The organism is Hymenobacter terricola (genome assembly GCF_017921975.2).
Taxonomy (GTDB): domain Bacteria; phylum Bacteroidota; class Bacteroidia; order Cytophagales; family Hymenobacteraceae; genus Hymenobacter; species Hymenobacter terricola.
Window position 1 is genome coordinate 95,979 of sequence record NZ_JAGEMO020000013.1, and the last position, 22,315, is coordinate 118,293.

The 22,315-nt window shown below is 59.5% G+C and carries 18 protein-coding genes; 8 read left to right on the forward strand and 10 right to left on the reverse strand.

Annotated features, from left to right (window positions below; translation table 11 throughout):
• Positions 1-30 precede the first annotated feature (30 nt).
• A complete protein-coding gene (locus J4G38_RS11485) occupies positions 31-738 on the reverse strand; it encodes an alpha/beta fold hydrolase (protein WP_210519404.1) in 708 nt (235 codons plus the stop codon).
• A gap of 221 nt (positions 739-959) precedes the next feature.
• On the opposite strand from J4G38_RS11485, the gene J4G38_RS28635 reads away from it, so the two are divergent.
• Complete coding sequence (locus J4G38_RS28635) at positions 960-2,438, forward strand: alpha/beta hydrolase-fold protein (RefSeq protein ID WP_262906012.1); 1,479 nt, start codon at positions 960-962, stop codon at positions 2,436-2,438.
• Positions 2,439-2,811: 373 nt separating this feature from the next.
• Here the strand turns inward: J4G38_RS28635 and J4G38_RS11500 are convergent, their stop codons facing one another.
• Both J4G38_RS11500 and J4G38_RS11505 read right to left on the reverse strand, forming a co-directional pair.
• Positions 2,812-3,438 carry an AlbA family DNA-binding domain-containing protein gene (locus J4G38_RS11500; protein WP_210519405.1) on the reverse strand — a complete coding sequence of 209 codons (627 nt, stop codon included), beginning with the start codon at positions 3,436-3,438 and terminating at the stop codon, positions 2,812-2,814.
• A gap of 99 nt (positions 3,439-3,537) precedes the next feature.
• Complete coding sequence (locus J4G38_RS11505) at positions 3,538-3,957, reverse strand: DUF3127 domain-containing protein (protein ID WP_210519407.1); 420 nt, start codon at positions 3,955-3,957, stop codon at positions 3,538-3,540.
• 133 nt (positions 3,958-4,090) lie between these two features.
• On the opposite strand from J4G38_RS11505, the gene J4G38_RS11510 reads away from it, so the two are divergent.
• A complete protein-coding gene (locus tag J4G38_RS11510) occupies positions 4,091-5,014 on the forward strand; it encodes an isoaspartyl peptidase/L-asparaginase family protein (RefSeq protein WP_210519409.1) in 924 nt (307 codons plus the stop codon).
• Between the two features lie 155 nt (positions 5,015-5,169).
• Here the strand turns inward: J4G38_RS11510 and J4G38_RS11515 are convergent, their stop codons facing one another.
• The 3 genes from J4G38_RS11515 to J4G38_RS11525 all read right to left on the reverse strand — a co-directional run bounded on the left by J4G38_RS11515 (position 5,170) and on the right by J4G38_RS11525 (position 9,034).
• Positions 5,170-6,156, reverse strand: coding sequence for an aldo/keto reductase (locus tag J4G38_RS11515; RefSeq protein ID WP_210519411.1), 987 nt, complete (start codon positions 6,154-6,156; stop codon positions 5,170-5,172).
• Between the two features lie 31 nt (positions 6,157-6,187).
• On the reverse strand, positions 6,188-7,108 hold the full coding sequence (locus tag J4G38_RS11520; RefSeq protein ID WP_210519412.1) for a cyanophycinase: 921 nt from the start codon (positions 7,106-7,108) through the stop codon (positions 6,188-6,190).
• 102 nt (positions 7,109-7,210) lie between these two features.
• Entirely contained in the window at positions 7,211-9,034 is a 1,824-nt protein-coding gene (locus J4G38_RS11525) for a M1 family metallopeptidase (RefSeq protein WP_210519413.1), read from the reverse strand.
• 403 nt (positions 9,035-9,437) lie between these two features.
• Between J4G38_RS11525 and J4G38_RS11530 the strand changes: the two genes are divergently transcribed.
• The 3 genes from J4G38_RS11530 (at position 9,438) to J4G38_RS11540 (ending at position 13,303) form a co-directional block, all read left to right on the forward strand.
• The gene (locus tag J4G38_RS11530) at positions 9,438-11,177 is read left to right on the forward strand and encodes a L,D-transpeptidase family protein (protein ID WP_210519414.1); all 1,740 of its coding nucleotides are present in this window, start codon (positions 9,438-9,440) and stop codon (positions 11,175-11,177) included.
• A gap of 299 nt (positions 11,178-11,476) precedes the next feature.
• Entirely contained in the window at positions 11,477-12,151 is a 675-nt protein-coding gene (locus J4G38_RS29155) for a helix-turn-helix domain-containing protein (protein ID WP_210519415.1), read from the forward strand.
• A 966-nt stretch (positions 12,152-13,117) separates the two neighbouring features.
• A complete protein-coding gene (locus J4G38_RS11540) occupies positions 13,118-13,303 on the forward strand; it encodes a hypothetical protein (protein ID WP_210519416.1) in 186 nt (61 codons plus the stop codon).
• 137 nt (positions 13,304-13,440) lie between these two features.
• Here J4G38_RS11540 and J4G38_RS11545 read toward each other — a convergent pair whose 3' ends face one another.
• Together J4G38_RS11545 and J4G38_RS11550 are read right to left on the reverse strand one after the other, a co-directional pair.
• Positions 13,441-13,929: a hypothetical protein gene (locus J4G38_RS11545; RefSeq protein ID WP_210519417.1), complete on the reverse strand. Its 489-nt coding sequence runs from the start codon at positions 13,927-13,929 to the stop codon at positions 13,441-13,443.
• Between the two features lie 163 nt (positions 13,930-14,092).
• Complete coding sequence (locus tag J4G38_RS11550) at positions 14,093-15,607, reverse strand: DEAD/DEAH box helicase (protein WP_210519418.1); 1,515 nt, start codon at positions 15,605-15,607, stop codon at positions 14,093-14,095.
• Positions 15,608-15,927: 320 nt separating this feature from the next.
• On the opposite strand from J4G38_RS11550, the gene J4G38_RS11555 reads away from it, so the two are divergent.
• The gene (locus J4G38_RS11555) at positions 15,928-16,440 is read left to right on the forward strand and encodes an NUDIX domain-containing protein (RefSeq protein WP_210519420.1); all 513 of its coding nucleotides are present in this window, start codon (positions 15,928-15,930) and stop codon (positions 16,438-16,440) included.
• A gap of 401 nt (positions 16,441-16,841) precedes the next feature.
• Here the strand turns inward: J4G38_RS11555 and J4G38_RS11560 are convergent, their stop codons facing one another.
• Positions 16,842-17,969: a hypothetical protein gene (locus tag J4G38_RS11560; RefSeq protein WP_210519421.1), complete on the reverse strand. Its 1,128-nt coding sequence runs from the start codon at positions 17,967-17,969 to the stop codon at positions 16,842-16,844.
• 773 nt (positions 17,970-18,742) lie between these two features.
• Here J4G38_RS11560 and J4G38_RS11565 point away from each other — a divergent pair.
• Both J4G38_RS11565 and J4G38_RS11570 read left to right on the forward strand, forming a co-directional pair.
• Positions 18,743-19,258, forward strand: coding sequence for a hypothetical protein (locus J4G38_RS11565; RefSeq protein ID WP_210519422.1), 516 nt, complete (start codon positions 18,743-18,745; stop codon positions 19,256-19,258).
• Positions 19,259-19,436: 178 nt separating this feature from the next.
• Complete coding sequence (locus J4G38_RS11570) at positions 19,437-21,608, forward strand: tetratricopeptide repeat-containing sensor histidine kinase (RefSeq protein WP_210519423.1); 2,172 nt, start codon at positions 19,437-19,439, stop codon at positions 21,606-21,608.
• Positions 21,609-21,615: 7 nt separating this feature from the next.
• Here the strand turns inward: J4G38_RS11570 and J4G38_RS11575 are convergent, their stop codons facing one another.
• Positions 21,616-22,218, reverse strand: coding sequence for a hypothetical protein (locus tag J4G38_RS11575; RefSeq protein WP_210519424.1), 603 nt, complete (start codon positions 22,216-22,218; stop codon positions 21,616-21,618).
• Between the last annotated feature and the right edge of the window lie 97 nt (positions 22,219-22,315).

A 22,315-nucleotide genomic window follows, 5' to 3' on the forward strand; every position in this document is an offset into this window, starting at 1 on the left:
TGGTGAAAAAAAGGGAAATTAAGGTTTGGCTTAGCCAATGGTGTCGAGGTATTGGGGAAACATTTCGCGCCACACGGGCCAGTCGTGGGTGCCGTAGGGCTTGACATCCAGCGTATAATGGATGCCTTTTTCGCTGAGCAGGCGGGCCATCTGGAAGTTGGCTTCTTTGCAGAAATCGTGCTCTGCCGTGCCCATGATGATGTTCATCCACTGGAAATGCTCGTTGTGAGCACCCGGCATGAACTCGGGTGGGTTGTTGTAATATACGTTGTCGTCGTGGTAGCCGTCCACGAATTGCCGGATATCAAAGGCCGCGCCCATCGTGAAAACATGGGCCACCTGGTCGGGGTGGCGGAAGGCGAAATTGAGCGCGTGGTAGCCGCCAAAGCTGCACCCGGCCACGGCAATCTTGTCGACGTGGCATTCATGCTGCAGCATGGGCACCAGTTCCTCACTCAGAAACTGGTCGTATAAAACGTGGTTTTTTACCCGGATATCCGGCGCTAAGTGCTTGGCGTACCACGAGTGCCGGTCAATGCTGTCGATGCAGAACAGCTTCACCCGGCCGGCTTCCACCAGGAGGCGGGCTGCCTCGATGAGCTTGAAGTCGCGGGCCTCGTTATCGTGGCCGCCCGAAGTTGGAAAAATGACTACCGGATAGCCCCAAGTGCCGAAGACCAGCATGTCGATGTCCTGGCCGAGGTGATGCGAATAAAAGCGGCGGTGTTGTTCGTGCACAGTGCGGGCGAAAGAAGGTGGGGCGGGGTGCTGCGGTCAAGCAGCACGGCAAACTAGCAAAGAAATAATGGACCCGCTACATTTGGCCGCGCTTATATTCCATTCCAGGGTCCATCGTGGGCGGGCGGCGTTAACTTTGTCTGATGCTTTCAGATACTATCAGCCCGCTTACGTCCCCCGCCGGTTCTCGGCTGTGTCGGGAGGTTCTGGCTTCCACCTTTTTGGGCCGCGACGTAGAATTGAGCATTCTGCTGCCTCCCCTGGGAAATACCGCGCCGGCTCCGTACCCGGTACTTTACCTGAACGACGGCCAGGACCTTGAGCGCCTGAACCTCCAGGCCACGCTTGATGCGCTTTATTCGCGCCAAGCCGTGCGGCCCTTCGTCCTCGTGGCTCCCCACGCCAACGACTTGCGCACCCAGGAATATGGCACGGCGGCTCATGCCGATTTCAACGGCCGCGGCAGCCTGGCGGGGGCGTATTCCGATTTTGTTCTGCACGAGCTGCTGCCTTTTGCCCAGGCCCGTTACCACGCCACCGCCGACCCGGCTCAGGCCGTAATGGCCGGCTTTTCGCTCGGCGGCTTGTCGGCGTTTGATTTGGTCTGGCACCATCCCGACGCTTTTGCGCGGGCCGGCGTGTTTTCGGGCTCGTTCTGGTGGCGGCAGCGCGCCGTGGGCGCTGGCTACACGCCCGCCGACCGCATTATGCACGGCCTGGTACGGGCCGGGCAGTTGCATCCCAGCCACCGTTTCTGGCTGCAAACCGGCACGCTCGACGAGCGCAACGACCGCAACGAAAACGGCGTCATCGACTCCATCGAAGACTGTCTGGATATCATCGATGAGTTGATTAAAACCGGCCTGGATGCCCACCGGGCCCTTCGCTACGTGCAGGTGGAGGGCGGCCACCATCACCCCGACACCTGGGGCCGGGTGATGCCCGATTTCCTGATTTGGGCATTTGGGCAGGAGGGAAGCCGCCCTCTGCTGCCGGCCCCACTGCCCGTGGTGCGCCTGCCCCTCAACCCCGACCTGGCCCCGGCCATTCTGCCGGCGTCGGCCGCAACGACGGCACCGGTTCTGGTGCCGCTTGAATTGCCGCAGGCCCCGCCCGTGGGGCAACCCGTCCCAGTCGCCGCCGTCTTTACGCCCACTTTATCATCTCCCGACATGCCGACTACCCGCCCCCTCGACGGCGACTTCCTGCCGTATGCCGCTGGCTACATCAACCTGGTGCCCGACGGAACGGACCCGCGCGAGGCGCTTCGCTCGCAGCCGCAGGAAATCCACGCCGCATTTGCTCATCTCAGCGAAGCACAAGCGGAAAAAGCGTACGCACCCGGCAAATGGACTCTCAAGGAAATGTTGCTGCATCAGATTGATAGCGAGCGGGTTTTCGCCTACCGGGCCATGCGTTTCGCCCGGGGCGATGGCCAGAACCTGCCCGGCTTTGAGCAAGACGACTTCGTGGCACATAGCGGGGCCAATTCGCGCTCCATCGTCAGCTTACTAGCCGAGTACGATGCCACTCGCGCCGCCACGGTGGCGCTGTTCGAGAGCTTCACGGAGGAGCAGCTCAGCCGGCGCGGCGCGGCAAACGGCGGCCCCGCCACGGTGCGGGCCCTGCTCTACATCGTGCCCGGCCACGAGCGGCACCATCTCAATATTATTCGCGAGCGGTACCAGCCCATTTTGTAGGGTTGGGACAAAATTTCTACCTTCGCCCGGCACAACACACCGGCCCGACCGTGCGTTGAAAACTTCGTATTACTCCATTCATTCATCACCTAAACTTCTTTTCAATTATGGCCAAAGCCCAGGATGCCCGCAAAGAGAAAAAGAAAGAGCCCGTAAAAACCACCAAAGAGAAGAAAGCGGAGAAAGACGAAAAGAAAGTAGCCCGTGCCCGGAAGCAAGAATAATGACCATAGAATTGCTCCGATTTTTCGGATTTCGCAGACGGTTTACAGAATAAAAAAGCCCGCGTCAGCGGGCTTTTTTTGTGCAGGGTACGTACCGTCCAAGTAATGCTTTTCACTGAGTGAGAACCGAGACAAGTGAAGCAACTGACTCATAAGGTGTAATATGGCTCTTTTTCTTTGTCGTGGTGGCGGATATAGCCGTGCAGCACGAGCTTGATTAACGTCTGAAAGGCTCGGCGCTTGCCAAAATTCACCAGCTTCATAAACTGCGCGAGTATGATGCGCGGGTGGCTGTTCAGATAGTCGATTACGGCCAGTTCCTGTTTGCTGAGGGGGATTTTTTCGAAGCGGGATTCGGGCTGCTGGCGTTCCAGCAGCTTTTCGGTGAGGCCGCTGGTTTGCACGCTGGCGTCGCGCACGCGCACGTAGCCGCGCCAGTCGCCGGGAGCCACTAAGGCGCGGTGGGGCTTGTGTTGGCTTTCGGGTACGGTCACTACCAGCACAATTCGGCCGTCTTCTTCCAGTTCGCGATAGCGCAGAGTCGTGAGCGGTGGTTCGATGTAGTGCGCGGCGGCATCGCGAAGCACAAATAGCTCTTCCTCAGCGTCGCGCACCCCCAACACGCGGCCGGCGTCGTCTACGCCTACCAGCACCTGCCCGCCCCTGGTATTGGCTAACGATACCAGGGTGCGCGATATTCGGTGCGGATGAGTGGTTTTTTGCTTGAATTCCAGCTCCTCGCCTTCGCCCCGCGCTATCAGCTCGTGTAAATCCATGCCCCATTATACAACGGCCGGCCATAAAAAATGCCGCCTCCGATGGTCGGAGGCGGCATTTTATCAGTGCTCGGGGGACTGGGTCCCACCACGTCAGCCTTAGAAAGGCAGGTCGTTGTCGTCGTCGCTCGCGATGGGGGCCGCCGAAGGCTGGGCCCGCAGCGTGGGGTTCTGGTTCTGAGCGGCTGGGCGGGGAGCGGCTTGCTGGCCACCGCCGTAGCTGCCACCGCCGGTGCTGGCGCCGGCGGGCTCAATTTTCCAGGCTTCGAGGTTGGTGAAGTACAGCATCTGGCCGTTTTTGTTGAAGCCACGGCCGCGGAGGTTGAAGGTAACCTTCACTTCGTCGCCCATTTTAAAGGGGTCGATGAGGCTGGTTTTATCCTGAACCATCTGAAACTTAATATGCTCGGGATACTGGCCGTCCTGGACTTCCAGCACGAATTCGCGCTTGCGGAATTTCTCGCTTACCTGCTGTTCGTCAAAGATTTCGTGCAGCCGGCCGGTTACGTCGTATGCCATAAAAATAGGGTGTTTTGGAGTTTGTAGACTTGAACATCAAACCTACGAAAAAAAACGCAAGCGGCCGGTCGGCCGTTCCCTCCGGCTACCTTTGCAGCCGCTTTTCTACGACTTTTTTTACTCCTTTATTTCAATGTTCGCACTCGCCATTCACGGCGGGGCCGGCACCATTGCCCGCGCCTCTCTCACCCCCGCCGACGAAATGCACTACCGCGCAGCCCTAGAGGCCGCGTTGGCTCTCGGCTATGACTTGCTGTGCAACGGTGGCGCGGCCCTCGACGCCGTAGAAGCCGCCGTGCGCAGCCTCGAAGACTGCCCTTTGTTCAATGCCGGGCGCGGGGCCGTGTTCACCCACGACGGCCACCACGAAATGGACGCCGCCATCATGGACGGGCCCAGCCGCCTTGCCGGGGCTGTGGCCGGGATACGTGAGGTTCAAAACCCCATTCGGGCCGCGCGCCTGGTAATGGAAAAAACGGAACACGTCCTGCTCGGCTACCCCGGCGCCGACGCCCTGGCCCGCGAACATGGCCTGCCGTTGCAGCCAGCAGAGTATTTCTTCACCCAAAAGCGCTTCGACCAATTGCAGGATGCCATCGCCTCGGGCAAAATGCAGCTGGACCACGCTGCCGACCCCAACTGGAAAAAAGGCACCGTGGGGGCCGTAGCGCGCGACACTCACGGCCACCTGGCCGCTGCCACCAGCACCGGCGGCATGACCAACAAGCGCTATTCCCGCATCGGCGACACGCCCCTCATTGGTGCGGGTACCTGGGCCGATGAGCGGTGCGCCATCAGCTGCACCGGCAACGGCGAATATTTTATTCGGGCAGTGGCAGCTTATGATGTGGCCTGCCTGATGGAATATAAGGGCTTGACTTTGGCCGAAGCGGCCCGCATTGTGGTGCAGGACAAACTGGCGCCTGTTGGTGGGGAAGGCGGGCTGATTGCGGTGGACGCGGCCGGTAACGTTACGCTGCCATTTAACTCGGAGGGCATGTACCGCGCCAGCCGGGTAGCAGAAGGCCCGGCCGAAGTAGCTATCTATAAGGAGTAGGGTGGGATTGGCAGAAACAACAAGCGCGGCATCCTTTAGAATGCCGCGCTTGTTGTTTCTGCTGAGTTGTTAGTGATTAGTTCTCATTGTTAGTTGGCTGGCAACTGCCTGGTTGACAACTAAGAGCGAGCAACTATTCCCTAACAACTAACACTTTACCAGCTGTAATGCACTTGTGGCCGGATTTTTTGGGCGTAAATGTCCCGTACGGCTTTCATTTGCTCGGGGGTGAGGGGCGGCAGTTCGGCGGCTTGCAGATTCGAAAGAATCTGCGCGGGGCTGGAGGCGCCAGGAATAACGCAGCTTACTTCATCGAACATCAGCACCCAGCGCAAGGCTTGCGCGGCAAGGGGCTGGTTGACAGGAAACACGTTTTTCAGGGCTTCCACGGCTTCGAGGCCGGTGGCGTAATCGACGCCGGAAAAGGTTTCGCCCTTATCAAACGCCTCGCCGTGGCGATTGAAGTTGCGGTGGTCGTCGGCCGAAAAATGGGTTTGCGCCGAAAATTTGCCCGTTAGCAAGCCGCTGGCCAGCGGCACTCGCACAATCAGGCCGATGTCGCGCCGGGCGGCTTCCTTGAACAGCAGCTCTGGTGGGCGCTGGCGGAACATGTTAAAAATCAACTGCACCGTAGTCACATTTGGGAATTCGATGGCTTTCAGGCCTTCCTCCACTTTCTCGACGCTGACGCCGAGGTGCTGGATTTTGCCCTCCTCCCGAAGCCGGTCAAACAACTCAAAAATCTCCGGCCGGTAATACACCTCGGTCGGCGGGCAGTGCAACTGAATCAAGTCAATGGTTTCTAGGTGCATGTTGCGCAGGCTATCTTCCACAAACTGGCGCAGCACGGCGGGCTGGTAGGCCTCGGCCGTGTGCGGCTGCAGGCGGCGGCCGCATTTGGTGGCCACGTAGATGCGCTCGGAACGGGAGCGTACCAGCCGCCCAACGGCTTTTTCGCTTTCGCCGTCGCCGTACACATCGGCGGTGTCGATGAAGTTGATGCCCGCATCAGCGGCGGCGTTCAGGATATTATCGGCGTTGGCGTGGCTGAAGGGCTCGCCCCATTTGCCGCCCACTTGCCAGGTGCCCAAACTTATTTCAGAAACGGAGAACCCGGTTTTGCCAAGCTTGCGGTAGTTCATCGTTAGTGGAGTTGGTAGCGAAAAAAGAGTTTTATTCAACCGTCGGAGCCGTTACAGCTTCGGGCGGGGCTACGCGGGCGGCCAGTGCGTCTTTGCTGGCGTAAAATTTCCGCTCTCGCATGTCGTACACGTTGCCTTTGGCCAGCACATGCATGGTGATATTTTCAATCGACAGGACGGTGCCCTTCTTGGCCGCCGCCGCGTTGTTGTGTTGAATATTGTGGCCATCCAGAATGATAACCAGGTTAGAGCCAACGGTTTCTACCAGGTTGCCCTCCGTGATGAGCACACCGGTGTCTTCGCCCAGCCCAATGCCGATGAGCTTGGGATGCAGGGCCACGGACTCGATAAGCCGCCCGAACCGGCCGCGCTTCACGAAGTGCGAATCGATGATGGCCGCCGGCAGCAGGCCCAGGCCGGAACCCATTTTCACGGCTCCTTTGAGCAGCGCATCGGGCACGGAGCCACCCCGAATCATGAATTGGGACATGGCCATGGCCCCGGCGCTGGTGCCGGCAATCACGAAGTTGGGCTCGGCGTAGTAGCGCTGAATCATGCGGTCGAGAAAGTCGGTTTCACCGAACATTTCGCGCAGCCGCGACTGATTGCCGCCCGAAAACATGACGACGTCGGCCGCCAGCAGGCGCTCCAGGTACTCGGGTTGGCGGGCATCTTCGGGCGTGCGAATGTCCATCACGCCCACGTTCAGGCAGTTGAGCATGGCAAAAGAGCCGGTGTAAATCGGGCCCACTTCCGCCGGAATCATGGAGGCGGTGGTGATGACTTCGATGCGCGGGTCAGTTTTGCCGGTTTCCAGCACAATGCGCTTGAGAATGCCCAACTCGAAAAAATTGAGGTAATACTTGCGGCGGGTTCGAGGATTGGGGTACGTGCCCTTGTCTTCGTTGCCGCCCACGGCGATGAGTTTGCCGAGAGGAATGATGGTTTTCAACGGATAACGGGATAACTGAGAGAATATAGCAGGGAGGGCCGCACGGCGGCCAGTGGAAGCGAAGCTCCACGCAAAGTTCGGGCCGGACGGCCTATATATACACTACGTACGCCCGCTTAATAGCGCGTCGAGTGTGCCGGTGGCCACGGAGTGGTAATTGGGCCGCGCCTCGGTGTAAATATTTCGGGCGCGCTGCAAGCCATTGGGCGCGGCGAGCAGTGCCCGGTAGAGCGGCACCAGAAACTTGCGCCGCCCAATGTGACGCAGAAAATTCTTCAGCGCCGGCTCAGCGGCTTCATAGCCTGCCCGCAGGGTGTGCGGAAACCAGGCCGCCAGAATTTCGGCGTTGCCGGAAGCCGTGAAGTGAAACGTGGCGTCGATGGCGGCCAGCTGCCCGGCGGGCAGGGTGGGCGGGAGGCCGTGCAGAAAATGCACCCACTCGTGGCTGCTCCAGGCGGCGGTGAGGGGCAGGAGGGCGGCCGGGGCGGCACCGGCCTGTAGCTGCGCCAGCGTGTGGTCGACCGCCTCGAACCGGCGCGACGTTACGGCGGGTGCGTTGGTGGGAAGGCCAGGGCCGTCGACCCAGGTGGCCAGATTCAGGCGGGCTTCCAGCCCCGGTTCCTTATCCAACAGCTCGGCGCGGAGGTAGTGCAGAAAGGTGGCCGTGTCCATCGCCTGAAAACTGAAGCGCGCGAAGTACTCCTTTATAAAGGTGTCGAGCCGGACCCGGCCGATGAGCGACTCCAGCGTGAGGAGCAGCGCGCAGCCTTTCTCGTAGGCAATTTCCGTCAGGCCCTCGTCGGGGTCGCGGCCAGCCAGGGCCAGGTGTAAATGGGTGTCGGGGCTGGCCACCCCAATTTCTTCGATGGTGTGGTGCAAGGCGTCGCGGCCCAATACCTGAAGCATGTCGGCATATTCGCGGCCATACAAATGTTCCATAATGCGCCGCTCAAAATAAACCGTAAACCCTTCGTTGAGCCAGAAATCATTCCACGTTGCATTTGTAACGAGGTTGCCTGACCACGAGTGGGCCAGCTCATGCGCTACCAAACTGGTCAGGCTGCGGTCGCCGGCCAGAATGGTTGGTGTTACAAATGTTAATCTTGGGTTTTCCATTCCGCCGAAGGGAAAGCTGGGCGGCAGCACCAGCAAATCGTACCGGTCCCACCGGTAAGGGCCGTAGAGCTGCTCGGCGGCGGCCACCATGTTTTCCAGGTCGGCAAACTCGTGGGTGGCGCCGGGCAGCGTGGCCGGCTCGGCATAAATGCCGGTGCGGCTGCTGAGCGGCGCAAACGCCAGGTCGCCCACTGCGAGCGCCATGAGGTAGGCCGGAATGGGCTGGGCCATGCGGAAGTGGTACTCGCCGGTGGCGTTGCGCTGCTGCGGGTTCTCGGCGCTCATCAGGGCCAGCAGGTGAGCGGGCACGCGCACTCGGGCCTCGTAGGTGAAGCGGATGCCCGGCGAGTCCTGGCAAGGCAGCCAGGTGCGCGCCAGAATGGCCTGCGACTGGGTGAAGAGGAAGGGCTGGGTGCCGGCCGTCTGCGCCGGAGCCAGCCATTGCAGCGCCGCGGCCGCAGGCGCCGTGCGGTAGCTGATGCGCAGGGCCGTGGTTTCGGCCCCCAGCGCGACGCGCAGGGCCTGGCCTAATATTGGGTTCGCTTCGCCCAACGAATATTCCACGGGGCCGGTCTGGCCGCTTGCGTTAAGTCCTTCCACCAACTCGATGGCCAGGTCGCGGGTATCGAACACTGCCTCCTGGGCAGCGCCAGGATTGGCCAGGTGCCAGGTGGCGGAGCCGGCCAGGGTCCGACTGTCGAAATCAACCGTGAGGTCAAGCACCAGGTGGCGCACCCGCACCGGGCTGTTGCCAGCGTGGCTGTGCGGGTCGGCGGGCAAGTTGAACGGCGCGGCAACGGAAGAAGCCATAGGAACAATCAAAAAGGTGTGTGATGTATAAAAAACGATAAGTGCCGGAAGCAAGCAATACGAGGCGGTCTGCCGGTGCCCGGAAACTCGTTGGAGTGCCCGAAGATTTGTCAAGGGCTTCAGTGTTTACCTCTCCTGGCACGGTAAGCCTGGCCTTAAGACCCGCCGGAAGCCAGCCATCGGGGCCCATTGCTGCAGCGCAAGTTTTACTGCCGAGCTGCTTGAAGTACGAAATTGGCACGATTCCGGCCGATGCAGCAAAGGCAGTGGCCGGTGGGTGCGTACTTTGCAGTCAAAGCCGCCCAAAGGTGGCCCGGCGCAACCCCGCCCCCCGCTTCGCAGTAAACCGCCCGGCCTCCGGCGGCTGCCCGAGGCTTTTATTCCGTTCGCATTCATTCGTTCAATGACTTTTTTATTTCGTTTTACTTTTTTGCTGTGGCTGATGGTCGCGGGGCTCGGCGGCCTCGCGTTGCAGTCGTGCGGTTCCAATACCGATACTAGTGGCCAGGCGGCCAATGGCAGCCCCGATACTTCGACCACGGCGTTGGCCGGACCACAGCCGCTGCTCGACAGCACCTTCGTCATCAATGCCATTCGGGCCGAGCCGCGCTTCAAGCCGCAGCTGCTGGCTGCCCGCCGCTTCTACCGCGAGCGAAAATTCCGATTGGGGTGGTTCAAGGACCACCAGCCCGTGCCTCAGGTCCAGACGCTGCAAAACATTATTGCGAAAGCTCAGGATGAAGGACTTAATCCTAAAGACTACCAGGTTAAGGACTTTAAAAAACTATTTGCTGACCTTGACAAGGTGCGGGCCGACTCCGTGCGCCGCAACGCTCTGGAGCGCCAAATCGACGTTGCCCTTACCGGTACCTACCTAAAATGGGCGTCGGACTATTACCGTGGGGTAGCCAACCCGCGCGATTCCAAGAGCACCTCCTGGCAGGTGAAACCGAATAAAATCAAGCTGAATAAGGCCTTGATGACCTTCTTGGGCGAGCGCAAAAGCCGGTACAACTACTACGAGTTTGCCCCGCTGCACCCCGAATACGACCAGCTGAAAAAGGCCCTGGCCACCTACCGCGCCCAGGAGCGGGCGGGCGGCTGGCCCACCCTGGCAGCCGGACTTACCTTGGCCCCCGGCCAGGCTTCGCCGGCCGTGGCAGCTTTGCGCAAGCGGCTTCTGGACAGTGCCGGCGGTGCCGCCAGCACGCCACCCACGGCTACGGCATCGCTTGGCAGCCCCGCACCTGTGGCGCAGACCTACGACGCTGAACTGGTGCAAGCCGTTAAATTATTCCAGCAGGATGCCGGCCTGAAGTCCGATGGCATCGTGCGTGGCGAAACGCTACGCCAGCTCAACGTGCCCATTAGCGCCCGCATCGACCAGCTGATTTTGAACATGGAACGCTGGCGCTGGCTGCCCAAGCGCTTCGAGCCAAACTACTTGCTCGTGAACATTCCCGAGTACACGCTGCACGTGGTTGAGGACAATAAGGAGGCCTTCAACATGCGCGTAATCGTGGGCAAAGTGCTGCACGAAACGCCGGTTTTCAGCGATAAAATGGAGTACGTGGTGCTGGCGCCTTACTGGAATGTGCCCTTCAGCATCATCGAAAACGAGTTGCGCGACAAACTTGTGGCCGACCCAAACTACCTCGACCGGCTCGATATGGAGGTGGTGAAAGGCTCGGGGCGCAAAGCCGTGGTGATTGACCCGGCCACCGTCGACTGGGCCAATGTGACTCAGGAAACCTTCAAATACACCCTCCGCCGTCGGCCGGGCCCGAAGAACGACCTGGGTGATGTGAAGTTTATTTTCCCCAATGCAAACGATATCTACCTCCACGACACGCCCCACGACGAGCTTTTTTCGCAGAGTGCCCGCAGCTTCAGCCATGGCTGTGTGCGGCTTTCTGAGCCCATTAAACTCGCCACTTACCTGCTGCGTGACAAGCCCGGCTGGGACCAGCAGACCATCCTCGACAGCATTGCCACGCACCGCGAGAAGTACATCACGCTCAAACAGAAGCTGCCCGTCTACCTGGTGTATTTCACTGCCTGGGCTGATGCCGCTGGCCACCCGCACTTCCGCGACGACATCTACGGGCTCGACAAAACCCTGGCTAAAGAATACTTCGATTAAGCCGGTGCCAGCCCACCGTCCGCCAGGCGCAAGCTGAGCCGCGCTCAGCTTGCGCCTGGCGAATGACCCCAAAAAAGGCCCGACAGCGATATCGTTGTCGGGCCTTTTTGGGGTATGAGTTTTGACGATTTGCGATTAACAATTCTGTTTATCCGTAAGTGAGCGAGAATTGCCCAAGACTGTTTATAATTGTAACAGGTGACACCCAGGCGTATGTGTCAATTGTAAACAACCGGGAGCAGGCAATATTTCCGAATAGTTGAGAATTGCTGCTACATTTGTAATTATAACGAAATACAATGGTTGAGCGCATTCGGCTGCTTTTGGATACTCGGCAGCTTACTCCTACCCAATTTGCTGATGCTATCGGCATTGCACGGCCTATTGTAAGCCACATTCTATCGGGCCGCAATAAACCCAGCCTGGAGGTAGTACAGCGCATTCTGGCAGCCATGCCGGACTTATCAATGCCTTGGCTGCTCAACGGTACCGGCCCAATGCTTGCAGCCACTGCCGGTCCGCCAGCAGTATCTCCGTTACTCACGCAAATGGCTGCAAAAGAGGCTGAAACACCTTCGATAGTTCCTGCTTTTAGCCCGGTAGCCCCGGCCCCATCCATTGCCGCCGTGCCTCCGCCCCGGCGGAGCGGCCCCCCGGTAATCCCGGCAGCGAAACCAGTAGGAGCCATCATACCTACTCCTAAGCAGTTTGTACTGCCGCCTAAGCCTGGTTTCGCGCCAGTTCCACCGGCTCCTCAATCGCCCGACAGCGCTGAAGTACCCAATGTCCCGGCACCTCAACCTGAAATTGAGGAACAGCCCACACCAGTAGTGCCGGTTGCTGCCGCGGACGATGTAAAGAGTGCCGTTGCCTTGCCCTCCGCGCCCGCCTTGTTTGTCGGGATTGAGAAGCCCATTCGGCGGATTGTGATTTTCTATCGGGACGGCTCTTTTGCCGATTACCAGCCCGAGTAGCGAAACGCGTCCACTACCTCCTCTTTGCTTAGGCGGAGGGCACCCGGCCGCTATGGCACAATGCGTACTACTGTGCGGTGAGGACATCGTGGCAAAAGCCATGCACCGATTAAAGCTGGCCTGGCTACCCAGCCGGGCGCTCATCTGAATGGGTAATTCAGTTCCGTACACCGCTCTGCTTTGGGTTGTCTCCTGAGGATACGAAGAGTTACTGGTGTTGGTGGTACAACACCAGCGGTAATCTAAGCTGGTCATGGATAATGCAATTTGTCATGCTGCCCATACGCCGGGAAGTGCCCTGGTATCCAAGCGTGACATCGTTAGCAGAAAAGATATGGAAAACCTATATACAATTTTATCCTATGCTAATTTTCGTGGGCTTATCCCTGCTGTTTTATTAGTTGCTGATTTAATGTTATAAGGTTATAGCTTTCAGGTAGTTTTGTACAACTAATGAAAGTTTTGGATTACGAAAAAAACAGAGCGATTGTCGCGGTTTAATGCGGATGGTTTGTGTTATACCTTTCTAACGTAATGAGCGTGGTCTTCGACATATGCGGTAGTTGCGAAACGGTGATGTGCTAATGTAATTGACTAAAGTATAGCTGGTAAAAATCTTAATATGCCGCAACGTCCAGGTGGCCCGATACTAAACTTTTGAGTGGTGAATTACCTTGCCAGAACGGATACTGCGGGCTACATTGGGCAATGCTTTAAAGTGCGTTGGCTGCTTGTAGTACGGTTTGATGCGCTATGACATTCTGCTCCGTATAGTGCGCAAGCAATGGCAATGGTCAAGCGGCCTGTTATCATATGTAAATGAGTGAGAGGAGTGCGGCGGTCTGGCAAAAAGACGGGAGCTGGCAGGGCCGTTCGCCTGTATGGAACCGTTAAATTTGAGCAAGGGAAGCGCTGGAAACAGCGGTTGCGGTTGTTCGTTTGGCGGCGGCAGGCTACCTTCGTGGCATGAAACTGACCCGCACGAATCTTTGGTTGGCCGCCGCTGCGGCAACGCTCCTGACGGCCTCTTGTGCCCAGGCCCCCGATGCCGCTGAAGCTGAGAAGAACCCATCGGCCGACGCCGCCTACAAGCGTGACCATCGGGCCGAAGGCTACCGCGAAGCCCAGCGCTCCAACGTCACCCGCAACTAATTCAATCCGGTTTCAACGGCTGGCCGCGAATTGAGCCTTCCGTTTTACTGACAAAATAAAGCCCCCACCAAATTCTTGGTGGGGGCTTTTTGCATAGCGCCTCGGTTAGCTAGAGCAATGCTGCCCGATAAGGCGGGCTAGCCCACCGCGACCAGCACCGGCGTGGGTACTGGGGCTGCGTCGAAGTTTGGCAGGCTGATGCCGGCCAGCAGGTCGCGCTCCAACAGGTCGGCCCAGGTGTGGAGGTAGAGCAACACGTCGTCGCGCTGGTTATGGCGGAGGGCGTTACGGCGCTCGAAAGGGATAGCGGCTCGGATGCCGGGGGCGGAGATGCGTTCGAGGTGGGTGAGGTCGGCGCGGGAGAAACCAAGAGCCAGCATTTCATCAATGGTCTGGTCGATGGGCAGGCCGCTGGTGGGACAGTAGTCAATTATTTGACGCTCCCAGTCGCCGTAGCGCTGCATGGCGCGGGCGTGGATTTCGGCCTTGGTGAGGCGCGTCACGGTTTGGGCAAGGTGGCCGCAGTTGCAACTGCCCATGTGGCCCCACTGGTAGGGCGCTTGGGTAGCGAGGCGTTGGGCCGTGTCGCGCAGGGCCTGGATAATGGGGAGCGTGGGCTGAGCCATAGGGAGCGAAGGGTGTTTCGCGGAAAAAGCAAGTAATCAGGCTTAAAAAGCAGCAGCCCCGAAAAAAGTTTTCCGGGGCTGCTGCTTTTTAAGCCTGATTAGGCGTCGCCTGAAAAGACTGTCTTGCTGTGTTTACCAGAGCGCGACGTTCTGCGAAGCCTGTTTAGAACGAACCACGGCGCGAACCACCGGCGTCGCCACGGCGACGGCCGCCTTGGTCGCCAGCTTCGCGGCTGCCGCCCACGTTCACCCGGGCCCCACCGCTGCCGAAGCGACGAGCGGTATCCGACTGGCCATTGCCGGCCGGAGCCGCCGGCCGGCTGCGTTCGCCGCTGGGGCGACCACTGCCGTTGCTAGCGCCACTTGGGCGGTTGCTGCCAGAGCCACCCGAGCGTCCGCCGCCCTGGCCACCGCCGGAACGACCGCCGCCGCCATTGCCACCCTCGCGGGGGCCGGAGCGGGCCGGACGACCCGCCGGGCCTTTGGGTCGAATGATGCGCTCGTTGCCGTGCAGCATGACCGGCTTGACGTGCGAGGTCGTATAAGGATGGTCGCTCTCGATGTCAATCTGGCGGCTGATGAGCTTCTGGATATCCTGGAGGTAAGCGCGCTCCTCGTCTTCCACGAAGGAAAACGCGGTGCCAAAGGCCCCGGCCCGGCCGGTGCGGCCGATGCGGTGCACGTAGGTTTCGGGCTCGTTGGGAATTTCGTAGTTGATGACGTGGGTCAGCTCGTCGACGTCGATGCCGCGGGCGGCGATGTCAGTGGCTACCAGCACGCGGGTGCTGCCGGCTTTGAAGTTGGAAAGCGCGCGCTGGCGGTGGTTCTGGCTCTTATTGCCGTGGATGGCTTCGGCCGGAATCTGATTGGCAGCCAAGGCTTTCACCACTTTGTCAGCGCCGTGCTTGGTGCGGGTAAACACGAGTACGCGCTTGATTTCTTTGTCCTGCAGGATGTGGCGGAGCAGGGCGGGCTTGTCGTTGTTTTCAACGAGATACACCGACTGCGTCACCGTATCGGCGGTGCTGCTGACGGGCGTAACGGCCACGCGCACCGGATTGGGGCGCAGGATGGTGCCGGCGAGCTCCTGAATCTGACCGGGCATGGTGGCCGAGAAAAACAGGGTCTGGCGCTTGGTGGGCAGCTTGGGCAGGATGCGCTTGATGTCGTGGATGAAGCCCATGTCGAGCATGCGGTCGGCTTCATCAAGCACGAATACTTCTACCTGGCGCAGGTCCACGAAACCCTGGTTCATGAGGTCGAGCAGGCGGCCGGGGGTGGCAATGAGCACCTCCACGCCGCGCTTGAGGGCGGCAACCTGCGAGCCCTGGCTCACGCCGCCGAAAATAACGGTGTGGCGAATCTGGCTCAAATGGCGGCCGTAGGCACCAAAGCTTTCGTTGATTTGGATGGCCAGCTCACGGGTAGGCGTGAGCACTAGGCAGCGGATGGCACGCGGGGCGTGGTTCGACACCTGGGCCGTGCGGTGCAGCACTTGCAGGATGGGCACGGTGAAGGCGGCCGTTTTGCCGGTGCCGGTTTGGGCCACGCCAAGGAGGTCTTTGCCTTCCAGCACGTGGGGAATGGCCTGCTCCTGAATGGGGGTAGGGGTGGTGTAGCCTTCTTCTTTGAGGGCTTTGAGAATGGGGTCAATCAGATTTAAATCGTCAAACGTCATGTTGAGTAGTAAGTATTGAGTACCGGGTAATAAGTACTTGGTGCCGTAGTAAAATGTTGATAGACATTGGTCTGCCAAACGAGTGGTTCAGCCTATGGGGTTGCATAGGCTAGCATGGCCACGCCGGACGGTGCCAGGCGTGGGCGGGGTTGGCGGCTCGTCGGAGGCCGTCAGATTCCCTGAATGAAGAGAAGTTGGGGTGAGGTGCGCTTACTTCGCGGAGGCAGCCGAGGCGCGGGGCTTTGCCCAACGCAGCCGGGCAGCGGGCTGCTCCGACGGCGGCCCTGGTTTCAACAAAGGTACAACACAGCAACCCGAACATGCAGATTATCGAGCGCAGCCGCGTTTTCAACGGCCATTACAAAGTCAACCAACTAATCGTTCAGGATGGCGACGTGCAACTCAAGCGCGAGCAGTTCGCACCCGGCAAGGCCGTGGCCGCGCTGGTCTACGACACGGCCCGCCAAGTGTACGTCCTCACCCGCCAGTTCCGCATCGGCCCGGAAATGGAGATTCTGGAAATCGCCGCCGGCATGATTGACGCCGACGAAACGCCGGAAACGGCTGTGCGCCGCGAGATTCACGAAGAGCTGGGCTACGAAATTGATAAGCTGGAGGAAATCGTGGCCATGTGGCCCTCACCGGGCACCAGCTCGGAGGTCATCACCATCTATTACGCCGAGGTAAGCCACAAAACCGGCGAAGGCGGCGGGCTGGTTGAGGAAAACGAGAAGATTGAAATGCTGGACTTTACCTGGGAAGCGCTGGTAGCTGAGCCGCTACGCGATGCCAAGACGGTGATTGCTGTGCAATGGGCGCGGCTGCGGCGGTAAAATAAATTGCATTTTAAGTTTTACTATGGAAAAATTGACACTGCCTGGCGTTTTGAGCTACTTGACTATTCCCTTTCGCACAGCATTCTGCTATACAGAAAAATGGAATGGGTAGGTGAAGCTCATTTTAATACGGATATTTTTCTCATTGACTTTCTATATCAAAGCGCCTACCAAGTTGTATAACGTAACGATTAAGCAAGGTTAAAAAAAAGACTGTGCTTATATAAGTGATAAAATTGACAAGAGCCATTATGCCATCCCAATTTCTCCTGAAAGTGTTTACGTGAAATACCACGGAGGAAAAAGTACTACGTCGGTGCTAGAGCATTAACCGTAATTAACAACAATTATAAAGACGGCGAAACAAGTATTGGCCTTAAAAGAAGCTAAATTGAAGTTCAGCGTAACGATGGAAAAAGCCGCCACGGCGCCATCGTCTCCGCATGCAACAGCAGCGCCTCCGCCAGCGGACTGACGGATAAATCCACGAAGCGGACGCGGTAGTGCAGTTCGTTGGGCGTTTCTACTTCGCGGCTGCCGAAACTGATGATGCGGCGCAAGCGCTGGCCGTTGCGCCGGTCGCGCAGGGCCACGGCGTTGCCGAAGGCGAAAGCGTTGGCCGGGATGCTGTAGCCCAGAATCAGGGGGCCGCTGTCGACGTCGCCGGCACTGGTTTCGTACTCGCCGGCCCGCTCGTGGTAGAGGCGAATGACGCCGAAGTTGGTGCTGAACTGCTGCTGGTAGAGTCGGTATTGCTCGGCGGCGTAGGCGGGGGCAAAGCGGTAGAGGAAGAAAATGCTCCAGCCCAGGTGGGAGCCGCGCGGCTCCTCGGCGGCCTGGTGGCGAGTGGCCGGCTTGGAAAGCAGCAGTCCGGTGGTAGAGTCGGTGAGGTGCTGGCGGGCGTAGGCAACCCACTGCTGGCAAAAGGCGCGGTAGGGGCTGCCCGTCAGGTCGCTGTGGAGTTGTAGCGAGGCCAGGGCCACGGTATTATCGGGCACCCACACGCCGCCGGGGTACGATTCCAGGCAGTGGCTGGGGGCGGCGGCGAGCCGGCGGTACAGGGTGGCGGAGAGGGAATCGTGCAGCGTTTGGTAAGCCGAAGCGGGATTGAGCAGGCGGTGGCAGCCCAGCATCAGATTGAGATGCCCCAGGTACAGCACCGAGGTTACAGAATCGGCGGCGGTGGTGGCGTCCGGGTTGCGGAAGGCTTGGGCGACGCGGTCAGCCAGCATTTTGCGGATGGCCAACTCGGTGTAGTGCGCGGCTTCCGGGCGAAAGCTGGCGTCGAGCTGCGCCATGTTGGTGAAGGCGTAGACCGAATACGAGAGCGAGAAAAGGGACCATTCGGAATTACCCAGTGCGCTAAGCTCCGACGCCTCGTTCTCGGGCGTGCGAATGAAGCGCTCCAGATAATGGGCCTTCTGGCGTAGCTCGGCGGAAGCCGGGTACTGGTACGTCGGGCGGCTGAAGGCCCCAATCAGCACCAGTTGCAGTACCGTAAAAACAAGGGCCGCTTTGTGCTTCATGCGGCTTTTGCTGCTGAAAGAGGCGAGCTATTGGGCGAGTGGTGTTGCAGCATGGAGCGAGATGGAAGGTTACTGGAAGGCCCAACGCCGTGCTTCCGGTTCGGCGGTGTTTAAAGTGTAGAAAACCTTTATACATTTGCGTTTGTAAAAAAAGCGTATAAAAAATAAGGGGCCGGGCACGCGGCCCAACCCCTTACCACTACTTGAGGTAGTGAGCCAGCAACAGAAGGACCAGGTCTTTCGCTACTCCGCTCACCAACCCCAGCAAAACCGGTTTCCACCAATCTTGCAGTAGTTGTTTCGCACGTTCCCGTTTCATCTTGCTCAGAAGTTAGGGTGTACGTTCCACCCACTTCTTGAAGCCCCGGTTGTGTCCAGCAGCCGGGGCTTCGTCTTTTTACGGACGGCGCTTTGGCGGGAGACTACTATGCGATATGCCAAAGATAATAGCTGGGATTTGTTGATTACTAATTATATTAGTTTAATGCGCGTTATTTTTTAGCATGCAATTCAGGTCATCCCCAGTTCCATCGGGACCTGTGGTAGCAGGTAGCTGCATGCATCGAGTAAGGCGGTGGCGAAAATCAGGCATTCCGGCAGCACTTGGAAGGAGCGGGTGTTTAGAGGTGCCGTTGGGGCTTGGGCACGGATTCAACCTCTTGTCACGCAGTATGGAATAAGGTCAACGGTTTAGTTCATAAAATAGGACATTGCTGCTACAAGTAAAATATTATTATATTTAGTAATATTTTCAACTTTAGCTAATTAAGGCAATGGCAGAAATCATGATAATGACGGAAACAGTGGTTCATGTTCCTGAAGCTAAATGGGCTGGGACTATGAATTTCTACCAGAAGGAACTCGGCGAGCCGGACAAGGTGGTGCCCACGGATTCTCCGCTGAAAGCAGCGAGGGAGGTTGAAAGGGAGGCGCTTCATTTTGTGCGGGGGTGGCATGATTTGGTGACGGAAAATGGCCTCGACGCTTTGGTGGGCCGGGATAACGCCAGCGCATTTGCAACTGGGTTAGCGGACTTATTGCACTGGACGGGAGGAAGCTTGCCAACGGCCCTCACCAGCACGTTGGGGCGCGTGGCGGTGCCCGGCCAGTTCGTCAACGAAATGGCCGACGGGCCGGACCCGGAGGATGAGTCCTCGGCCGATGGCAATGCTGACGCAATGCGCTCGGAAGATTCGGAAAAGCAATCGGAAGGGCTATCGGACGAAGCGTTTGAAAAAAACACGTCGGAATCGGTAGTTGAGGGAGTCATTCACAACCCGAATTTTTAGTGCTGTTTCCGAACCGGCGAGGGCCCGGCGCAGTGCTGCTCCAGCCGCAAAATCGCCTGATTATCTGCGCTTTTTCCCCGGTCCGGCAGCGCTGCTTACTACACCTGCTTTCGCTTTCCACGGCCCGCGTACGCAGCCACTTCCTGTTGCCGTGGTGTGATTTTCAGTGCCCGCTGGCATGAGACTTCCTGCAGTTTTGCTGCTCCTGAGCTTGGCGTGGTGCGCGCTGCCCACGCTGGGCCAAACCCCCAGAATAGACAGTTTGCGCCGCTTGTTGCGGACGGACCTCCGCGCCGACACCGTGCGGGTGCGGCGGTTGCAAGCGCTGGCGCAGGAGTGGAGCGTGGCCAACGCGCCGCAGGCCACGCGGCTGAGCCGGGAAGCATTGGCGCTGGCCCGGCAGCTGGGCGATGTGGTGGGTGAAGGCCGCGCCCTGCTGGACCTGAGCAAGGTAAGCCGCCGCCAGGCCGATTACGAAGCGGCCCGACGCTACGCGCAGCAGGCAAAAAATTTGTATGCCCGGCACCACAACCGCCTGGGCCTGGGCCGCTCCTGGCTGCAGCTGAGCCTCGTTGACCTGATGCAGGGCAACTCCGTGCCCGCCCTGGCCTCGTCCCTCAAAGGGCTGGCCCTGGCCGAGCAAACCGGCGACGTGCAGACCCGAACGCGCCTCCAGGCCACCATGGGCAGCATTTATTACCGCATGGGCAATTACAACGAGGCGCTGCCCGTGCTGCAAGCCGCCCTGAAAAACGGGCAGGAGCTGGGCGACCAGCAACTGGTGCTGATGTCGCTGAACGTGCTGGGCAACTCGTTCCAGATGCTGAAAAAATGGCCCCAGGCCGTCGCCTATTACCACCGGGCTTTGCGGCTGAGCCAGCAAGTGGGCGATGTGCAGGGGGAGGTGGGCAACGAAACCAGCCTGGCGGAGGTGTACGGCCTGCTGGGCAACCAGCCCGCGGCCCTGGCCCACGGCCTGCGCGCCCGGCAGCTGGCGTACTCGGCGCACGACGAGTACAACCTGCCCTCGGTGGAGCTGATGCTGGCCCGGGCGTATGTGCTGGCGCACCAGACCGATAGCGCGCTGGTGCTGGCCCACCACGGCTTGCGGCTGAGCCTGAAAACGCGCAGCAACGAGAACATTCGCAATGCCAGCGACATCCTGGCGCAGGCCTACGCGCAGCGCGGCGACTTTGCGCGCGCCTACCACTACCGCAACCTGCACCTGGCCTACAACGACACCCTTTCGGGCGAAGACACCCAGCGCCGGACCAGTGCGTTGCGCTACAGCTACGAGCTCGAAAAGAAGCAAACCCAGATTGCCCTGCTCACCAAAACCCGGCAGCTCCAGAACCAGAAGGAAGCCCGGCGGCGCCAGCAGCTGCACGGCTTGCTGGCCGGGCTGGTGGGCGTGCTGCTGCTGGCGGGGCTGCTGCTGCGCAACATTTTTCTGAAGCAGCGGGCGAACCGGCACCTCAACGAAAAAAACGTGCAGATTGCGGCCCACCGCGACGACCTGAACCGCACCCTGACTGAGCTGAAGACGACCCAGAACCAATTGGTTCAGCGCGAGAAAATGGCGTCGTTGGGCGAGCTGACGGCCGGAGTGGCCCACGAAATGCAGAACCCGCTGAACTTCGTGACCAACTTTTCGGACCTGAGCGTGGAGCTGATGACGGAGCTGAAGGAAGAGCTGGCCAAAGAGGACTTGTCGGTGCACGGCCGGCAAATGGTTGACGAGCTGCTCGACGAGCTGAGCCTGAATCATGCCAAAATCCATCAGCACAGCCACCGGGCCGACCGCATTGTGAAGAGCATGCTGGAGCATTCCCGGGCCAGCAGCGGCCAACGCCAGGCCATCGACCTGAACGGCCTGGCCGATGAGAGCCTGCGCCTGGCCTACCACGGCTGGCTGGCCAAGCACAAGGACTTCCACGCCCAGCTAATCAGCGATTTGGACCCCGCCACGGGGCTGCTGGCCGTGGTGCCCCAAGATATCAGCCGCGTGCTGCTGAATTTGCTGGCCAATGCCTTCTACGCGCTGGCCCAAAAGAGCAAGCTGGCGGACGAAGCCTTTCGGCCGGAAGTGTGCGTGCAAACCAAGCGAACTGCCAGCGCGGTGCTGGTGCGCGTGCGCGACAACGGCACCGGCATTCCGCCCGGCGTGGTAGAGAAAATTTTCCAGCCCTTTTTCACCACCAAGCCCACCGGCGAAGGCACCGGCCTGGGCCTGTCGCTGAGCTACGACATCATCACCAAAGGCCACGGCGGCACGCTGAGCGTCGAGAGCCGGGAGGGGGAATTCACCGAATTTACCGTGAGCATTCCCGTGGGGGCGGCCGGCAATTAGCCCCGGCTTAGGGCTGGGTTTCCGGCGCGGCCGGCAGCGTCAGCGTGTAATCGAACGTTTGGTAGAGCTTGGCGTCGCGGATGCTCACGCTCAGCTCCTGGGGGTCCATTTTGGGAAAGGGGATGAGGCGCTGGGCCTGGTAGAGGTCGCGGCCGAAGAAGCGGCCGGTGCCGGGGGCCAGGGTTTGGGCAAAAACTTCCTTGCCGGCTTTGTCGGTAACGGTGAGGGTGAGGTTGGCCAGCTCCACGCCCTTGGGGCCCTGGCGGTGCACGATAACCAGCAGCGCGCCGCCGGGGGGCAGAGCGGCCAGGCGGCGCTGGAACGTGGTATCGGCCCAGTCGTGCAGCTTTTTGAGGTGGGTGATTTCGGTGAGCATGTCGGCGTAGGAGCGGTAGCCAAGGCGGGTGAATGACCCGTCGACGTCCTGCTCCTCGTCGGTGTTTTTGGTCAGGTTCTGCACGTAGGGCGACTCCGAATCCTTCTGGGCGAAGGTGTAGCGCTTGCGGCCTTTGGCGGCTTTGCCGGTGGGCTGGGCCAGGGCGGCGCCGGCGCAGAGGCACAGCAGGCCGATGGTGAAGAAATGGCGGGCCAGGCGGGGTAGGAAATGCATCAAGGGGATTAAAATAAGGAGTTTAATAAGGTGGACGGTGACCGGTGAATAATCGGGCCCGCAAAGAAACGGAATCCGGCCTGAAATCCGGCCACGC